This is a genomic window from Bradyrhizobium tunisiense (assembly GCF_042263385.1).
In the GTDB taxonomy this organism is placed as follows: domain Bacteria; phylum Pseudomonadota; class Alphaproteobacteria; order Rhizobiales; family Xanthobacteraceae; genus Bradyrhizobium; species Bradyrhizobium tunisiense.
Map to the genome: position 1 here is coordinate 369,164 of NZ_JBHLEV010000003.1, position 15,351 is coordinate 384,514.

At 64.7% G+C, this 15,351-nt stretch carries 16 protein-coding genes; 6 read left to right on the forward strand and 10 right to left on the reverse strand.

The genetic code is table 11. The features are described from left to right. Positions 1-298: 298 nt before the first annotated feature. The 4 genes from ACFDR6_RS14975 to ACFDR6_RS14990 all read right to left on the reverse strand — a co-directional run bounded on the left by ACFDR6_RS14975 (position 299) and on the right by ACFDR6_RS14990 (position 5,549). Positions 299-1,918 carry an ABC transporter ATP-binding protein gene (locus ACFDR6_RS14975; protein WP_375858738.1) on the reverse strand — a complete coding sequence of 540 codons (1,620 nt, stop codon included), beginning with the start codon at positions 1,916-1,918 and terminating at the stop codon, positions 299-301. Between the two features lie 2 nt (positions 1,919-1,920). Further along, a complete protein-coding gene (locus tag ACFDR6_RS14980) occupies positions 1,921-2,760 on the reverse strand; it encodes an ABC transporter permease (protein WP_317242151.1) in 840 nt (279 codons plus the stop codon). Next, the gene (locus ACFDR6_RS14985) at positions 2,757-3,728 is read right to left on the reverse strand and encodes an ABC transporter permease (RefSeq protein ID WP_212079738.1); all 972 of its coding nucleotides are present in this window, start codon (positions 3,726-3,728) and stop codon (positions 2,757-2,759) included. Before ACFDR6_RS14985 ends, ACFDR6_RS14980 begins: the two co-directional genes overlap by 4 nt. A 270-nt stretch (positions 3,729-3,998) precedes the next feature. Continuing rightward, positions 3,999-5,549, reverse strand: coding sequence for an ABC transporter substrate-binding protein (locus tag ACFDR6_RS14990; RefSeq protein ID WP_212079739.1), 1,551 nt, complete (start codon positions 5,547-5,549; stop codon positions 3,999-4,001). Positions 5,550-5,765: 216 nt separating this feature from the next. Here ACFDR6_RS14990 and ACFDR6_RS14995 point away from each other — a divergent pair, with 216 nt between their 5' ends. The 3 genes from ACFDR6_RS14995 (at position 5,766) to ACFDR6_RS15005 (ending at position 7,920) form a co-directional block, all read left to right on the forward strand. Beyond that, entirely contained in the window at positions 5,766-6,404 is a 639-nt protein-coding gene (locus tag ACFDR6_RS14995; protein ID WP_375858739.1) for a TetR/AcrR family transcriptional regulator, read from the forward strand. A gap of 250 nt (positions 6,405-6,654) precedes the next feature. After that, positions 6,655-7,317, forward strand: a complete 663-nt coding sequence (locus ACFDR6_RS15000) for a DUF3313 domain-containing protein (protein WP_375858740.1) — start codon at positions 6,655-6,657, stop codon at positions 7,315-7,317. Between the two features lie 33 nt (positions 7,318-7,350). Continuing rightward, positions 7,351-7,920, forward strand: coding sequence for a DUF2147 domain-containing protein (locus ACFDR6_RS15005; RefSeq protein WP_375858741.1), 570 nt, complete (start codon positions 7,351-7,353; stop codon positions 7,918-7,920). Positions 7,921-7,923: 3 nt separating this feature from the next. Here ACFDR6_RS15005 and ACFDR6_RS15010 read toward each other — a convergent pair whose 3' ends face one another. Then, a complete protein-coding gene (locus ACFDR6_RS15010; RefSeq protein WP_212079743.1) occupies positions 7,924-8,235 on the reverse strand; it encodes a hypothetical protein in 312 nt (103 codons plus the stop codon). A 179-nt stretch (positions 8,236-8,414) separates the two neighbouring features. On the opposite strand from ACFDR6_RS15010, the gene irr reads away from it, so the two are divergent. Beyond that, positions 8,415-8,918, forward strand: a complete 504-nt coding sequence (irr, locus tag ACFDR6_RS15015) for a Fur family transcriptional regulator Irr (RefSeq protein WP_375858742.1) — start codon at positions 8,415-8,417, stop codon at positions 8,916-8,918. 435 nt (positions 8,919-9,353) lie between these two features. Continuing rightward, on the forward strand, positions 9,354-10,139 hold the full coding sequence (gene mddA / locus ACFDR6_RS15020) for a methanethiol S-methyltransferase (RefSeq protein WP_375858743.1): 786 nt from the start codon (positions 9,354-9,356) through the stop codon (positions 10,137-10,139). Positions 10,140-10,314: 175 nt separating this feature from the next. On the opposite strand, the gene ACFDR6_RS15025 is transcribed toward mddA, so the two are convergent. Continuing rightward, a complete protein-coding gene (locus ACFDR6_RS15025) occupies positions 10,315-10,539 on the reverse strand; it encodes a cysteine rich repeat-containing protein (RefSeq protein WP_375858744.1) in 225 nt (74 codons plus the stop codon). 236 nt (positions 10,540-10,775) lie between these two features. Between ACFDR6_RS15025 and ACFDR6_RS15030 the strand changes: the two genes are divergently transcribed. Continuing rightward, complete coding sequence (locus tag ACFDR6_RS15030) at positions 10,776-11,057, forward strand: hypothetical protein (RefSeq protein ID WP_212079746.1); 282 nt, start codon at positions 10,776-10,778, stop codon at positions 11,055-11,057. 135 nt (positions 11,058-11,192) lie between these two features. Here ACFDR6_RS15030 and ACFDR6_RS15035 read toward each other — a convergent pair whose 3' ends face one another. From ACFDR6_RS15035 to ACFDR6_RS15050, 4 genes are all read right to left on the reverse strand, one after another. After that, positions 11,193-13,139 (reverse strand): sensor histidine kinase, encoded by a 1,947-nt coding sequence (locus tag ACFDR6_RS15035; protein WP_375858745.1) that lies wholly within the window; start codon positions 13,137-13,139, stop codon positions 11,193-11,195. Continuing rightward, a complete protein-coding gene (locus ACFDR6_RS15040; protein ID WP_212080762.1) occupies positions 13,136-13,819 on the reverse strand; it encodes a response regulator in 684 nt (227 codons plus the stop codon). The genes ACFDR6_RS15035 and ACFDR6_RS15040 overlap by 4 nt, the downstream gene beginning before the upstream one ends. A 309-nt stretch (positions 13,820-14,128) precedes the next feature. Beyond that, a complete protein-coding gene (locus ACFDR6_RS15045) occupies positions 14,129-14,611 on the reverse strand; it encodes an SgcJ/EcaC family oxidoreductase (RefSeq protein WP_375858746.1) in 483 nt (160 codons plus the stop codon). A gap of 384 nt (positions 14,612-14,995) precedes the next feature. After that, complete coding sequence (locus tag ACFDR6_RS15050) at positions 14,996-15,229, reverse strand: hypothetical protein (protein WP_375858747.1); 234 nt, start codon at positions 15,227-15,229, stop codon at positions 14,996-14,998. Positions 15,230-15,351: the final 122 nt, after the last annotated feature.

Sequence of the window (15,351 nt, forward strand, 5' to 3'; positions counted from 1 at the left end):
GACGGTGATCATTCCACCCAGATCTATGACGTCGTTTCGACTTCGAAACGGCACAGCCGGTCACGTCAGAACAAATGCGCGTGATGGCACTCCGGCGGTCCGACGTCCCGGTTGTTCTCTCGCTTGAATTGCGAAGCCGCGCACCGCCTCATACGCGCGAGTGCCGGTGCCAACTTACCCCTTGCTGCCGCCAGCAAGGACAACTCGCCAGGCAAATGCCGCTCGATCGAATATGTTTCTCGCTGTGCGGCGGGCAAGTTTTGGAACATTCCCGAATTCGGGGCCGCACGCGTTTCGCTCAGGCGGCCGGCGCGCGGTCCTTGCGTCCCGGCACCGCTGCAAGCAACTCCCGCGTATAGAGATGCTCCGGGGCTGCGAAGAGCTGTGCCGTCGGCTTCAGCTCGACGATGGCGCCGCGCTGCATCACCGCAATGCGGTCGCAGATTTGGGCCGCGACGCGCAAATCGTGGGTGATGAACAGCATCGACAGGCCGAGGCGCGCCTTGAGGTCTTCGAGCAGCCTCAGGACTTGCGCCTGCACGGAGACGTCGAGCGCGGAGACGGCCTCGTCCGCGACGATGATTTCAGGCTCGAGCGCGAGCGCCCGCGCAATGCCGATACGCTGGCGCTGGCCGCCCGAGAATTCATGCGGATAGCGTTCGAGTGCGCCGGCATCCAGGCCCACCATCTTGAGAAGATCGCGGGCGCGGTCGAACGCGACCTTCGGATCGATGCCGGCCGCGATCGGGCCGTCGGCGATGATGTGGCCGACCTTGCGCCGCGGATTCAGCGAGGCGAACGGATCCTGGAAGATCATCTGGATGCGATGGCGCTCGGTGCGCAGCGCCTTGCCAGCGAGCGAGGTGAGATCGGTGTCGCCGATCCGCACCGTGCCCCGGTCGGCCTCGATCAGCCGCATCACGAGCCGCGCCACCGACGATTTTCCGGAACCGGATTCGCCGACGAGGCCAAGCGTCTCGCCCTTGAAGATATCAAAATTGACCGCGCGCGCCGCATCGACGCGGCGATCTTCGCGAAACCAGCCGCCCGATGTCACGTAGGTCTTGTCCAGCCCGATCACCTCGACCGCCCTGGCCTGATCGTCGAGCGGCTTTCGCGCCGGCGGATCCATCGAGGGGACCGCTGCGAGCAGCGCCTTGGTGTAGTCGTGCTGCGGCTCGTTGAAGACGGTCGCGGCCGGGCCTTCCTCGACGACCTTGCCATGCCTGAGCACCACGACCTGGTCGGCGATGTCGGCGACCACGCCGAAATCATGGGTGATGAACATCACCGCCATGTTGCGGTTGCGCTGGAGGTTACGGATCAGCTTGAGGATCTGCGCCTGCGTGGTGACGTCGAGCGCGGTGGTCGGCTCATCCGCGACCAGCACGGCCGGCTCGAGCGCGAGCGCCATCGCGATCATGGCGCGCTGGCGCTGGCCGCCCGAGAGCTGGTGCGGGTAGGCGCGGACGATGCGCTCGGGGTCGGGCAGGCCGACCTCGCGCGCCAGCGCCAGCGCTCGCGCGCGCCGCTCCCTGGGCGTCAGCAGGCCGTGCGCCTCGAACATCTCCGCCATCTGGTCGCCGATCCGCATCAACGGATTGAGCGCGGTCATCGGCTCCTGAAAGATCATCGCCAGCCTGCGGCCGCGCAGATCGCGCCAGCCGTCGTCATCGAGCTTGAGCAGGTCGCGGCCTTCGAACTGGATCTCGCCGGAGGCGATGGACACCGTATCCGGCAACAGGCCCATCAGCGCATGCGCGCACATCGACTTGCCGGAGCCGGACTCGCCGACGACGCAGACGATCTTGCCGGGCCGCAAATCCAGCGAGACGCCGTCGACGGCGAAGGGCCGCTCGGCGCCTTTCGGCAGCGCGATCCTGAGGTTCTTGATGGAGACGGCGGGCGGCGCGGTCATCGTCAGCGTCCCTCCCGCGACAGGCGCGGATTGAGCGCGTCGTTGAGGCCTTCGCCGATCAGGTTCAGCCCGAGCACGGAGATCAGGATGGCGACACCGGGGAACACGGTGATCCACCAGGCTTGGCGGATCACGGTGCGGCCGGCGCCGACCATGTAGCCCCAGGAGATCAGGTTGGGATCGCCGAGACCGAGGAAGGACAGCGAGGATTCCAGCAGGATCGCGGTCGCCACCATCAGCGAAGCCAGCACGATCACCGGCGACAGCGCGTTGGGCAAAATCTCGCGCAGGATGATCCAGCTGTTGCTCTGCCCGGTGACCACGGCGGCCTGGACATATTCGCGCGTGCGCAGCGACAGCACTTCCCCGCGCACGAGGCGGGCCACCGGCGGCCAGCTCACCAGTGCGATCGAGGCCACGATCGAATAGATGGAGGGTTGCAGGATCGCGACCAGCACGATCGCAAGCGCGAAGCTTGGAATGGTCTGGAAGAACTCGGTGAAGCGCATCAGGGCGTCGTCGACCTTGCCGCCGAAATAGCCGGACATGGCGCCGATGGGAACGCCGACGACGAGTGCCACCAGTGTGGAGACGAGACCGACCAGCAGCGAGACGCGGGCGCCAAAGATCATGCCGGCGAACACGTCGCGGCCGAGCGCGTCGGTGCCGAGCGGCACCGTCGAGAGCGTGAAGGGCGGCAGGAACGGCCGCTGCACCATGCGCCAGGGCGAGTTCGGGAACAGCATCGGCCCGAACAATGCGACCGAGATCGCGAGCACGAGAATGACGAGCCCGATGACGCCGCTCGGGCTGCGCAACATCGATTTCCAGAACTGCTTCATGCGGCGAATTCGATGCGTGGATCGACCAAGCGATAGACCAGGTCGGTGATGAGGTTGAAGATCAGCACCATGGCGGAGCAGATCACGAAGACGCCGAGCAGCAGATTGTAGTCGCGCTGGAGCAGGGCGTCGTACATCAGGCGCCCGATGCCGGGCCAGGCGAACACGGTCTCGGTGATGACGGCACCGCCGATCAGCGTGCCGGAATGCACGCCGGCGAGCGTCACGACCGGCAGCAGCGCGTTGCGCAGCACGTGGCGGCGCTGGATCACGGCGTCGGACAGGCCCTTGGCCCGCGCCGTCTTGACGAAGTCGAGCCGCTTCACCTCCAGCATCGAGGCGCGCGTCATGCGGGTGTAGGTCGCCATGAAGAACAGGCCGAGCGTCATCGCCGGCATGATCAGGTGCTTTGCGACGTCGACCGCATGGGCGAGCCCGGTGAGATTGGCGCCGACCGTCTCGTAACCGAAGCTCGGCAGCCAATCCATGGTGACCGAGAACAGCAGGATTCCCATCAGCGCCACCCAGAAAAGCGGCATGGCGTAGAAGATCAGCGCGAACACGGTGATGGCCGTGTCGAGGAAGGTTCCGGCAAAGCGCGCGGCGAAGGTGCCGAACAGAATGCCGAGCATGAGCGAGATCGCGAATGCCGTCAGCGTCAGCAGCAGCGTCGCCGGCAGCCGTTCGCCGATCAGCTTGGCCACCGGCGCCTGCTGGCGGAAGGAGAATCCGAGGTCGAGCGTGACCACGCCCTTGACGTAGATGAAGAGCTGCTCGGGCAGCGGCTTGTCGAGGCCGAATTTTTCCCGGAGCTGCTTGACGAAGACCTGGTCACTGGCCCCGGCCTCGCCCGCCATCACGACCGCGGGGTCGCCGGGCGCGAGCCGGATCAGGAAGAAATTGAGGACGACGATCGCGAGCAGGACGATCACGCCCTTCAGGACACGCTGAGCGATGAAGGAGAGCATAGTTAGAGCGACGCTTGTTTGACGAGAGGGTCGCCGCAGCGACGGTGCGCCCCCTCTCCCGCTTGCGGGGCAGGGTTGGGGTGGAGGTGTTTCCGCAGTGGAAGTCTTCGCGTGGAGAGCGCCTCCACCCGCCGCGCTTGGGACGATGGTTCGCATCGCCCGGCGCGCGTCGACCTCCCCCGCAAGCGGGAGAGGTGCACCTTTTCCGTGGCTCGGACAGTCATCATTCGGCGAAAGCTACAGCACGAGAGATCAGACGCGAGGCGTCCCTCACTTGTCGAGCCACGCGTCCTTGAAGCCGTCATTGACCCCGATGCCCGTGGTGATCAGGTTCTTGACCTTGCACCGTGTGATCGTCGGGAATTGCAGCTCGAGCATCCAGGCCACGGGCACGTCCTCGACCAGGATCTTCTGCGCCTTCTCGTAGATCTCCTTGCGCTTGGAGTCCGGGGTCGCGACCGCGCCGTCTGCGAACAGCTTGTCGATCTCCGGGTTGGAGTAACCCTCGACATTGTTGAAGACCTGGCCCTTGGCGATGTTGCTGGAGATGTAGTTGCGGCCGACGCCGAGTGCGGGATCGCCGTATTGGTAGAGATAAGTGAAGGCGATGTCGTAATCCCAGTCGCCGATCTTCTGGTTGCCGCCGGCAACGTCGGTGGCGATGGTCTCGATGTTGATGCCGACGTCCATCAGGTTCTGCTTCACGGCTTCACCCCAGCGCTGCCAGGTCTCGCCATAGGCGAGCGGCAACAGGCGGATCTTCTCGCCCTTGTAACCGGCCTCCTTCAGAAGCGCCTTGGCCTTCGCGGGGTCGTACGGATATTTCTTCACATCGTCGGTGTAGTATTTGATGGTCGAGGCGGACGGCCCCGTGGCGACCTTGCCGAGCCCGTTCCAGATCACGTCCTTGGCGAAGTCGCGGTCGATCGCATACATGACCGCCTGCCGCACCCGCTTGTCGGCGAGCGGACCCTGGCGGTTGTTGAGCCACAGCCAGGAGAGCGGCGAGAAGAACTCCCAGCCGGCGCCCGTGACGCAAGTGTCTTTGAGCTTGGACAGGCGCGGCACGTCGAAGTTCTCGACCGAGCCGCCGGGCAGCACGTCGACCTTGCCGGTCTCATACGCCACCGAGCGCGCGGCGGCGTCGGGAATGATCTGCCAGTAGATCTCGTCGATATAGGGCTTGCCCTTCTCGTAATAGTTCGGGTTCTTGACCAGGCGGATGAACGAACCCTTCTGCCATTCCCTGAACATGAAGGGTCCGGTGCCGATGGGCGCGTTGTTGTAGGGATTGGTCTTGAAGTCGGTGCCTTCATAGAGATGCTTCGGCACCATCGGCATCGAGCCGACCTCGAAGATGCCGAGGAACGGGCCGAACGGCTGCTTCAGCGTGAAGACGACCGTATGGTCGTCCGGCGCCTCGATCTTGTCGACCTGGGCGAGGTTGGTGCGGGCACGCGCATGCGTCTGCTTCAGCATCTCGACCGAGAACAGCACGTCGGCCGCAGTGAAGGGCTTGCCGTCATGCCAGGTCACACCCTTCCTGAGCTTGAAGGTGTAGGTCTTGGCGTCCTCGCTCACGCTCCAGCTCTCGGCGAGCTCCGGCTGCGGTTCGAGCTTGGGGCTGTAGCGCAACAGTCCCTCGAAGATGTTGCCCGACACCATCTGGGTCGGACCGTTCTGGACGATGGCGAGCATCAGGCCAGGCGGCTCGGGCTGGATCACGGCGTTGATCACGCCCCCCGTTTTCGGCTCTTGCGCCAGCGCCGGGGCCGTGAGGCCGCAAGCCAGGAGGAGACCAAGCAACACTCGTTTTGGCATGTCGTATCTTTCTCAAGCGAGACCAGCCGTGAACGCTTTGCAACGTCCTCGCGCGCAAAGCGACGGCCGACCCATCCCAGTCCCCATCCGGCATCAAGGCTCACATAGTCTCGTTCGGCGCTGCAAGATGAAAGTCGCGACAGTGTTCGCACAAAAAATGTACAGCGCGTCTTGTTTCCACTTGATTCATCGTCGTGTCATGGGGACAAGTCGGTCATGGACAACGCCAGCCGCTCCGAACGATCCCGCAACGCTGCGCTCGAGGCGGCCATCGCGATCGTCGCACGCGACGGGCCGGGCCGGTTGACGCTCGATGCGATCGCGCGCGAGAGCGGCCTCAGCAAGGGCGGCGTGATGCATCAGTTCCGCACCAAGGAGGCGGTGCTGAAGGCGTTGCTCGAGCGGCAACTGGCGCATTTCGAGGAGTTCTCGACTCGCTATATGGCGAAGGTCAGTGCGACCTCGGCAAATCCCCATCTGGCGACCCAGCTCGCCACGATCAGGGAAGCGGCCAGCTCGCCGAATTCCGCCGCGCTGGCGCTGGTTGCGGTGATGGTGGAAAATCCTCGCCTGATGGCGCTGCCGCGCGAGCGCGAGGCGGAACGGATGGCGGCGATCAAGGACGAGGCCACGGATCCCGATCTTGCGATGCTGCGCTGGGCCGGAGCGATGGGTCTGCTGCTGAGCTCGTTGTTCGGCATGTCGCCGCTTAGCAAGAACGAGCATCAGCGGCTGTTCGCGCGCTTGCTCGACGATTCGCAATGGGCCAATCTCACTCAGCCGGCCGCAACGGGCGCCGCCAAGTCCGGAACGGCAGCGGCCGCCAAGGCTGCAAGCCGGCCCAAGCGCGCCTGATTCACCGTTAACGAAACCCAATGATGACCTGCACAAAGCCGCGCCTGCGGCCAAATGCGCCAGGTCTTCAATTTCGGACTTTACAAACCGTCTGGTCGGTTTTATAAATCCTGGCACTGAGGCAACCCGAAGCTTCCGAGATGGCCCCCAACGAAGCCGAGAGTTGGCAATGGTGAGCGCCGCAGCCGTGTCTGGTCCCTGACGCGGCTGCGGTCGCCAACGCACTCAGCAGTGCCAAGAGGAGTCTGGAATGGATCGCTCGATCGCGCTGCGCGGTCTGGGAACGCTGGTGCTTTGCGCGGGCGTGGCCGGCTGTGCCTCGGTTGCGCCGGTGCCCTATTCGGAGATGGCGTCCTCGGCCTATCTGGCCCCGGACAAGTCGGATGCCTCCGGCCGCGTGCCCTACCGCTATTCCACGCCGGTCGACTGGCGCGCCTATGACAAGGTGATCCTCGATCCCGTCGTGGTCTATCGCGGGCGGGATCACCGGTTCGGCGACATGTCCGACAGGGACAAGGCGACGCTCGCTGCCTACATGCAGAACTGCTTCGCCGACCGGCTGCGCGGTCGCTTCGCGCTGGTGCGCGAGCGCGGACCGAGCACGCTGCGGGTCAGGCTGACGCTCACCGGCGCCGTCGCCAACACGCCGGTGCTCGGCACGCTCTCGCGCTTCGACATGGCCGGCGCGATCTACAACGGCGTGCAGGCCGCGCGCGACGGCGAGGGGACGATGACCGGCTCGGTCATCTACGGCGTCGAGATCTTCGACGCGACGACCTCGCGGCTGCTCTCGGCCTACGTCACCAAGCAATATCCGGCTGCCTACGACATCAAGGCCACCGCCGGCGCGCTCGCGGCTGCCACGGCCGGTCTCGACAAGGGGGCCGACGCGCTGATGGCGCAACTGCGCTGACGCCCGAGATCCATTCAACGAAAGGTGCTGCCGATGAACATTCTCTTTCGCTTCGTGCTGCGTATCGCGATCACGATCGCGATGCTGGCGTTTGGCGGCCGCGCCGGCGCCACCACACCGGCAGATCCGAGCGGCACCTGGCTGGTCGAGGACGGCCGCGCCCGCATTCGCCTCGAGCGCTGCGGCCCCTCGCGCGACCGTCTCTGCGGCTTCATCGTCTGGATGAAGGAGCCGGTCGACAAGCGCGGCCAGCCTTACCGCGACAGCCAGAATCCCGATCCCGACAAGCGCGCCCGCGTACTCCTCGGCCACCAGCTCATCATGGGCCTGCAGGCGACGCCCGAGGGGCGCTTCGTCGGCGATATCTACAACGCCGAGGACGGCAAGTCCTATTCGGTGTCGATCTGGCGCGAATCTCCGGACCGCCTCAAGCTCAAGGGTTGCCTCATCAAGTTCCTTTGCCAGACCCAGACCTGGCAGCAGACCCTCGATGTGCTGCCCGGCCAGCTCGTCGGCCTGACCGGCGATCTCAACGGCCCCCGTGCCGACAGGGAATGGGCGGCGCTGCCGGCCCCGAGGCCGATCCAGGCGAAAGCCAAGTAGCCTTCAGGAGCTCCGCAGCGCCTGGCGCAATTCGTCGAGCGCATCCGCGAGCTGCTCGCGGTGTGCGATGTCGTCCTTGGGGAGGGCGGCGACGCTGACGGCGAGCTCACGGAGGATGCCGGCGAGGAGGCCGAAATTGAGGTGGAGGTGCACCGATTTTCGCTCGTCGGCCGCGCCGGGATGTTGCAGCACCAGCGCGACACCGCTGCCGTCGAGCCGCGCCTCGAACCGCGATGAATGCTCGAAGGTGCCGACATAGAATTTGTCGGGATATTCGAGCGCGACCTCTGCCTTGTCGGGAACCGGCCTGGACATCTGAACCTCGTCGATATCAGTCACTTCTGACCGGGAATGAACCGGGCTGCCTTGCGATAGGTCAGAGACGGCGTTCGGATTTGATCCGGATCAAAGCCGGGTTGCCGCTTTTGCGATCGAATGGCAACTGGCTGGATCCGGAACTGCGTGTCCAGCTCCCTTCAGCCGTGAGACGATCGATGGACATCCAAGCCGCGACTGTTGCCGTGGATCACGAGTGCGGACCTGATGTCGCCGGCCATGAGCACCCGCCGGACGCGGGCGTGCAGCATTGCCTGCAATTGCTGGGCAATGCCGGCCTGCGCCCGACGCGTCAGCGCCTCGCGCTCGGTCAATTGCTGTTCCTGGGCGGCCATCGTCATGTCACCGCTGAGAGCCTCTATGAAGAGGCGATGGCGGCGAACGCGTTTCTGTCGCTCGCGACCGTCTACAACACGCTGAACCAGTTCACCGAGGCGGGCCTGCTCCGCCGGATCGCGGCCGACGGCATCAAGTCGTTCTTCGACACCGACACGTCGGTGCATCCGCACTTCTATCTCGAAGGCGAGGATATGCTGGTCGACGTCGCCGACGGCCTCGCCTTCACCAAGATCCCCGAGGCGCTTCCCGGGCACGAGATCGCGCGGCTCGACGTCATCGTCCATTTGCGCCGCAAGCGCACGACGTCCTCGCTGATCCCATAGCCGAAATAATCCTGTGCGGCATCGCCACTCATGTTCTCGAAGGCGTGCACGGCGATCGCCTTGACCGGCCGCTGGGTCTTGCGCGCGGCATTGATCCCGCTGTTCAGCGCGGAATTCGAGACGACTCGATTGCTCCAGATCCGGCCGATCAGGTCACCCTTGCTGACCACACGCGCGCGTTGCGCGACGAGATAGAGCAGGCGATCGAACACTTGCTGCCGCAAGCGGCACGGCGGCCCTGCCGCAGGTGAGTTCCCGCAGAAACGCCGTCGCGCACGTCGTTTTCAACGCGAAAACGCACGTTTTCGTCGTCTCAAGCAAAAATCAAAGTCGCCTCAGGCGAAAATCAATCGTTCGCGAAAGCTCCGGGCCCGTCCGGGATGCATGGTGTGGTGACCAACGAAGTGCCGGCGCTTTGGCACAACGGAGTTTTCCATGTCTCAGATTGATCAGATTCATTCGATCGGCCCAGCGATTGCGGGCTCACGTATTTTCAAGGTCGCCGCCTTTCTGTACGGAATTGCGGCTTATCTCGTGTTCTTCGTCACCATTCTCTATGCCATCGGCTTCGTCATGGGGGTGATGGTACCCAAGACCATCGACACAGGAACGCAGACTCCGCCGGTTGAAGCCGTCATCGTCAATCTGCTCTTGATGTCGCTGTTCGCCATTCAGCACAGCGTGATGGCGCGCCAGCGGTTCAAGGCGTGGTGGACGCAGTTCGTCCCCAAGCCGGTCGAGCGAAGCACCTATGTGCTGGCGGCGAGCCTGTCATTGCTGCTCCTGTTCTGGCAGTGGCGTCCCTTGCCGTCGGTGGTATGGAACGTCGAGAATCCGGATCTTGCGGTGACACTGGTCACGCTGTCCTTCGCCGGCTGGGTGGTGGTGTTCACCTCGACCTTCATCATCAATCATTTCGAATTGTTCGGATTGCATCAGGTGACCAACCACCTGGCCGGGAAGGAGATGACGCCGCCGCGCTTCAAGACGCCGCTGCTCTACAAGTTCGTGCGCCATCCGATCTATCTCGGATTCATCATCGCGTTCTGGGCGGCGCCGACCATGACCGCGGGTCATCTGCTGTTCGCGGCCGTCACCACGCTCTACATCTTCGTCGGCATCGCGCTGGAGGAGCGCGACCTCGTCGCTCTCTTCGGTGACGAGTACCGGCAGTACAAGCAACGGGTCTCCATGCTCATTCCCTGGCGCAGGTCAGTCTAATCTCGGCCTAGCGGCAGCAGCTTCAACGGGCCGACGAAGATCAGCCTTATTCAGGCGTTAGCGCCGTCGCGAAGGACGAGGCGTGCGCTCGGCGCTCTCCAAAGCGCGGCTTCTGCATCATATCGAGAGGGCGGCAATACGCCGCCCTCTCCTTTCTTCAAGGCAGAACAACGGATCAGCCGCCGCGCGATTCGACGACCTTGCGGCAGGAGTCCGAGAGCTTCGACTTGTTCTCGCGCAGACAGGCGTTCATCTGCGGCGGCTTGCCGACATGTTCGGCGCAGAACTTTCCGGCATCACCGCGGCAGGCCATTTGCTCCTGGACCGATGGACCGGATTGCGCGGCAGCGGGCAGGACGGCGGCAGTCAGCAGCAGCGCGGCAAGAACTGAAATCTTCATGAAGCACCTCTTTGGATCGGCGTTGGTCCCGACCGGGATCAATCGGCCCGGACCATTCCGCGAAGGCCGCTCACGGGTCCATGCCATGTTCATGGCATCGGCGCCGCCGTGCGGTCACGGCATCCCCCATCTTCATGGCATGTATCCGCGCGCCGACTTTTGCCATTCAGGCTGCACCTCGGCTGCGAAATCCGGTGATTGCATCGGAACGCCGAACGGAAGCAGGAGAGCGAAGGATGTCGAAGAAAGCTGGAACGCTGAGCGCGGGGTTGACGGCCATGGCGCTGGCCGGCGCGGCGATGGTGTCGCTGGGCACGAGCCCGGCGCAGGCGGTGGTCTATTGCAAGACCGTCGGCGTGCCCAAGGGCTGCGTGGTGCGGCCGACTGCGGTGGTGGTCGGAGCCCCGGTCGCGAGGGCCGCGGTCGCAACCCCCGGCGTCGGTGCGCCCGGTGTCGGCGTGCGGGCGGGAACGCCGATGAACCGCGGCGGCCCGGTCAATCGCGTCGGCGTGCGCTGATGTTTCCATTCGATTGAATTGATTGCATCGCTTCGGGCCAGGGCCTTGCGGACGAACGCCCCCCGTCCTCCGCAGGCAAATCATCCGGCCCGTTCCCTCTCTCCGCGTGCCCCACACGTTCGGAGAGGGGGCCTTTCAGCCCGCGGCCGCGTCGCTGTCGGGAAAGCGCTGCGGCAATTGCAGCCGCACGCGCGTGCCGGACGCATCGGAGCTCAGATCGAGCACCGCACCGCAGCGCGCGGCGCGGCTTCTCATGTTGCGCAAGCCGCGCGCGGTTTGGCCCGCGCTGGCGGCCTCGCCATGGCCGCCCGGCGCGAAACCATGGCCGTCGTCGGTCACGCTGATCACGCCGTATGGCCCCTGGTCCCCGTCGAGCGTGTCGATGGTGACCGCGATGCGGCGAGCCTCTGCGTGCTTCACCGCATTGGTCACGGCCTCGTCGAGGATGCGCACGATCTGGATGACATGCCAGGGCCTGAGCTCGGGATGCAGCGGCAGGCCCTGCGGCGTCGCCACGCGCCAGTCGAGCGTGATGTCGTGCGGCCGCAATTGCGCGCTCGCGCGTTCGCGCCAGGAGCCGAGGGCGAGCATCAGGTCGCCGCCGATGTCGTCCATGGAATCGATGACGAGACGCAGATCCTTCAGCGCGGCACGGGCGGCGTCGGTGATGGTCGCGCCCTCATGGCCGCGCTCGGACAGCGCGACGATGCTGACGAGCTGGCCGCCGAGGCCGTCATGCAGGTCGCGCATCAGGCGCGTGCGCTCGTTGGCGAGTGCGGCGGCGCGCGCGCGCTCCTCCTCGCGGGCAAAGCTCGCCTTCAGCCGCTCTTCGGCCTCGCGCACCCGCGTCACGAGCTGGCCGGCAAAGCTGTCGACCTGGTTCAACGCGCGGGCAAAGCGCCAGGTCAACCCGGCGCCGATCGCGACCAGCATCGCCGAATAGGACAGGCGCGAGACGAAGATGCGATCGTTGCTCACGATCTCGAGCACGGTGAGCATGTCCTGGATCCAGCAGACCAGCACGATGGTCACGGCACAGCCGATCGTGAAGCTCGCCGCGTCCTGCCGCCGCACCACCGCGGTTGCCGTGACGCAGGCCATCAGGACCAGGCAGAGCCCGACGGTGGGGATGCCGAGCACCAGAAAGAGGATGCGCGGCAGCGGCGGGCCCCCGATCAGCCCGACCACGAACACGACGATTCCAGGCACGAACAGCAGCATGGCGTAGCGCGGCCAGCGCCAGCCGAAGAACAGCACGGCGAACATGACGATCAGCGCGCTCTCGGTCGGCGCGGACGCCAGTAGCACTGCGGCCAGCCGGGACACGGCGGCCGGCGGCACCGGCGGCGGCGCGAAGGCCTGCACCACGCCGAGCACCATCGCGGCAGCCAGCACGCCGTAGACCGGCTCATGGCGCCGCATCAGCCACATGATCGCGAGGATGACGGCCAGGATCGACTGCCAGGCCGAGAACACCACAGGGAGCGTGACGAACAGCAGCGTGCGCGTCTCATAGGCCGGGCGCAAGGCCGCGTCCGGTCCGACATAGACCGTGTCGAGAAAGCCCTTGAGCGGTCCCCATACGAACAGCCGCACCGTGATCTCGTTGCTGCCCTCGCGCAACAGCGATGCGGGGATCGCTGCGATCTGCGGCGTGTTGCGGTCGGGCCGGTTGGCATTGGCATCGCGCCGGGAGTCGAGCACGACGACGCCGCCGACGGCGACCTCCACCGCGTTGCTGAAGCGCGGCAGGTACACCGACCATCCCGACGCCGCGTCGCCGCTACGGAACGTGAAGGCGCCGGTGTAGAGCGGCGGATCGGCCAGCGAATGGCGCGACGCCGTGAAATGCGGCAGCGTCACGGGCAGCGTCACGCCCTCTTCCCGCAGCGAAAACCCGCTTAGCGCGAAATCGTCGGGATCGCTCGGCTGCAGCAGCCGCAGCCCCAGAACGGTGGCGATCACGATCAGGGCCTGCAGCAGCAGATAGGGCACGAGGCGCGAGGTGATCAGTCGGCGCCGCGGTCGCGTGGGTGCCTTTGCAGGTGCCTTCGAGGACGCCTTGGCCGCGATCTCGCTCACAGCTTGATCAGGCCTTGCTGCACCGCCTCGAACACCGCTTCGCTGCGCGTGTGCACCTCGAGCTTGCGATAGATGTTCTTGATGTGGCCGGGCACGGTCTGCTTGGACAGGCCGAGATGGCTGGCGATCTCGGCATAGCTGAAGCCTTTGGCGATGCCCCAGAGGATGTCGATCTCGCGCGGCGTCAGCCTCGCCGTGTTCAGCGCGGGGCCGGGCGGCGGCTCTGCCGAGCTCTGCGCCGCACCTTGCGTCCTGCGCACGATGAAGCGCGCGATCGAGGCCGAGATCGGCGAATGGCCGGCGACGAGATCGCGCACGGTGGTGGCGATGTCGGTTGGGAAGGCGTCCTTGAGCAGATAACCGGTGGCGCCGACCGTGATCGCGGAGATCACGCTCTCCTCGTCCCCCAGCGCCGAGATCACCATGATCTCGGTGTCGGGAAAGCGCTGTCGCGTTTCGCGAATCAGCTCGATGCCGTGGCCGTCGGGCAGCCGCAGATCGGTCAGCAGCACGCGCGGCGCGCCGCCGGCAAGCGCAGACCGGGCTTCACCAAGCGTGCCGGCGCTGCGCACCTCGTAGCCGGCCTTCACCAGCGCATCCTGCAGCCGCCAGCAGGTCGGCGCGTCGTCCTCGACGAGGAGGATGGTGATGGTGTCACCCGTCTCGCCCTGTTCGGTCATGATCATGGCCCCGCGACCCGCGTGTCCCCCGCGGTGCAAGAGCAAGTTTAGCCGGACCGGGGATGAGGGGACACCCATAATCATGGGGGCGGCGATAACTCAGTCCGGGGTCAGGCGTGGAGGGTTGGTTGCGCCTGGGCGAGCGCGCGTCCTCGTCGTTCGCGCTGCACTCGCGGCTTATGAGGTCTGCTCTGCCCCAGATACCGGGCCGTTGTGGCAGCTCATCGAACGTCCGAGTTGGGCCAGAAGCGGACTTGAGTCGCCAATGTCCCAGCGCTATCCGCCCTATGTAGCCTTCGATCTCTGCCTCTACTTCGGAGGCTTAACATCGATGTTGTAAAACGCTTCCATTAACCAGTGACCATCTCGCCGCACAAAAACTTCCATAAGCTGCGTTCTGCTTACGCCATCACCTGATAGAGCAGCGCCGCTGGGTGTGTCCTTGAGGCCGTGTATCTCGTTATCGATATCCACGATGGCTACGTCGCCCGTGATGAAACGAAGCCGTCGAATGTCTTGTTTTTTTGTCGTTCCTTTGAAGATGCCCGCCAAGATTTGAACCTGTCGTTGGCAGAAAACCTCTTTGCCAGACATATCAGTTCCCGATGTATTGAACGCCGAGATGTCCAGTGCCGCCGATTGGCAAAAGCGGGATCCATCGCCGTCGTTCCATGCGGACACTTGCTCTGCAACAATGGCGCGTATAGCCGCTTCCCCAGCACCATTTTGTGCGTTTGCGGAATGCGAAATCACAGTAGTCACCAAGATCAGAACAAGGCGATTTTTCAACATGATCAACACCTCAGCGCCGGGAGGAGCAGAGCCGTCAAGAGCGTCGCAATGACGTTGTCACTTCAAATACGAAATTGCTCTGGCGAAAAATCAGGATTGCGGTCGGTCGTCGTAGCTGTCGTAGTGTTCGGTATCTAGCTATCTGAACCGAGCACCACCTATCTGCCGCTGTGGCGAAACGCAATCCTCTCCCCCATTCTGTACGAAGGTCGGACTGGGGGGCAAGGTCTTCAGGCCAAGTTGGCCAACCAAAATGTCCGCTTCAAGTCAAAAATTGCACTCAACATGTCCGCTTGGGGTCATAAGTCGCCGATCACGATCACGCGGGGTAACTTCCGCTTTGCTTTGCGGACTCGACGTTAGGAGCGCGCACCCCAGCCCGGCTCAGGAAAGATCACCCCGCGGCGGCGGATAGCGCCGGGCCAGCACCGACAGCGGCAGACGCCGTTCGTCTTGCGGCAGCTCCAGATAGGCCAGCACGAGCGGCCGCTTCCAATCGCCGACGCCGAAATCCATCGCCGTCCATTTCTGCGGCTCGGGGCCTTCGAGGCCCCGCACCCAGACGAAATAGCGGGGAAGGTCGTCGGTGTCGGCTTCCGTCGTGCGTCTCCTGGCCATCGAAGCTGTCCCGCTGCACCAACAATCATTGCCGCACGATATAGGGAATATCCGGGCGAAGTCGAACGCCATGCGGGATGAAGGAAGTTGGCCGCGGGTGCCGGCGAGCGGCATGGCTGCCG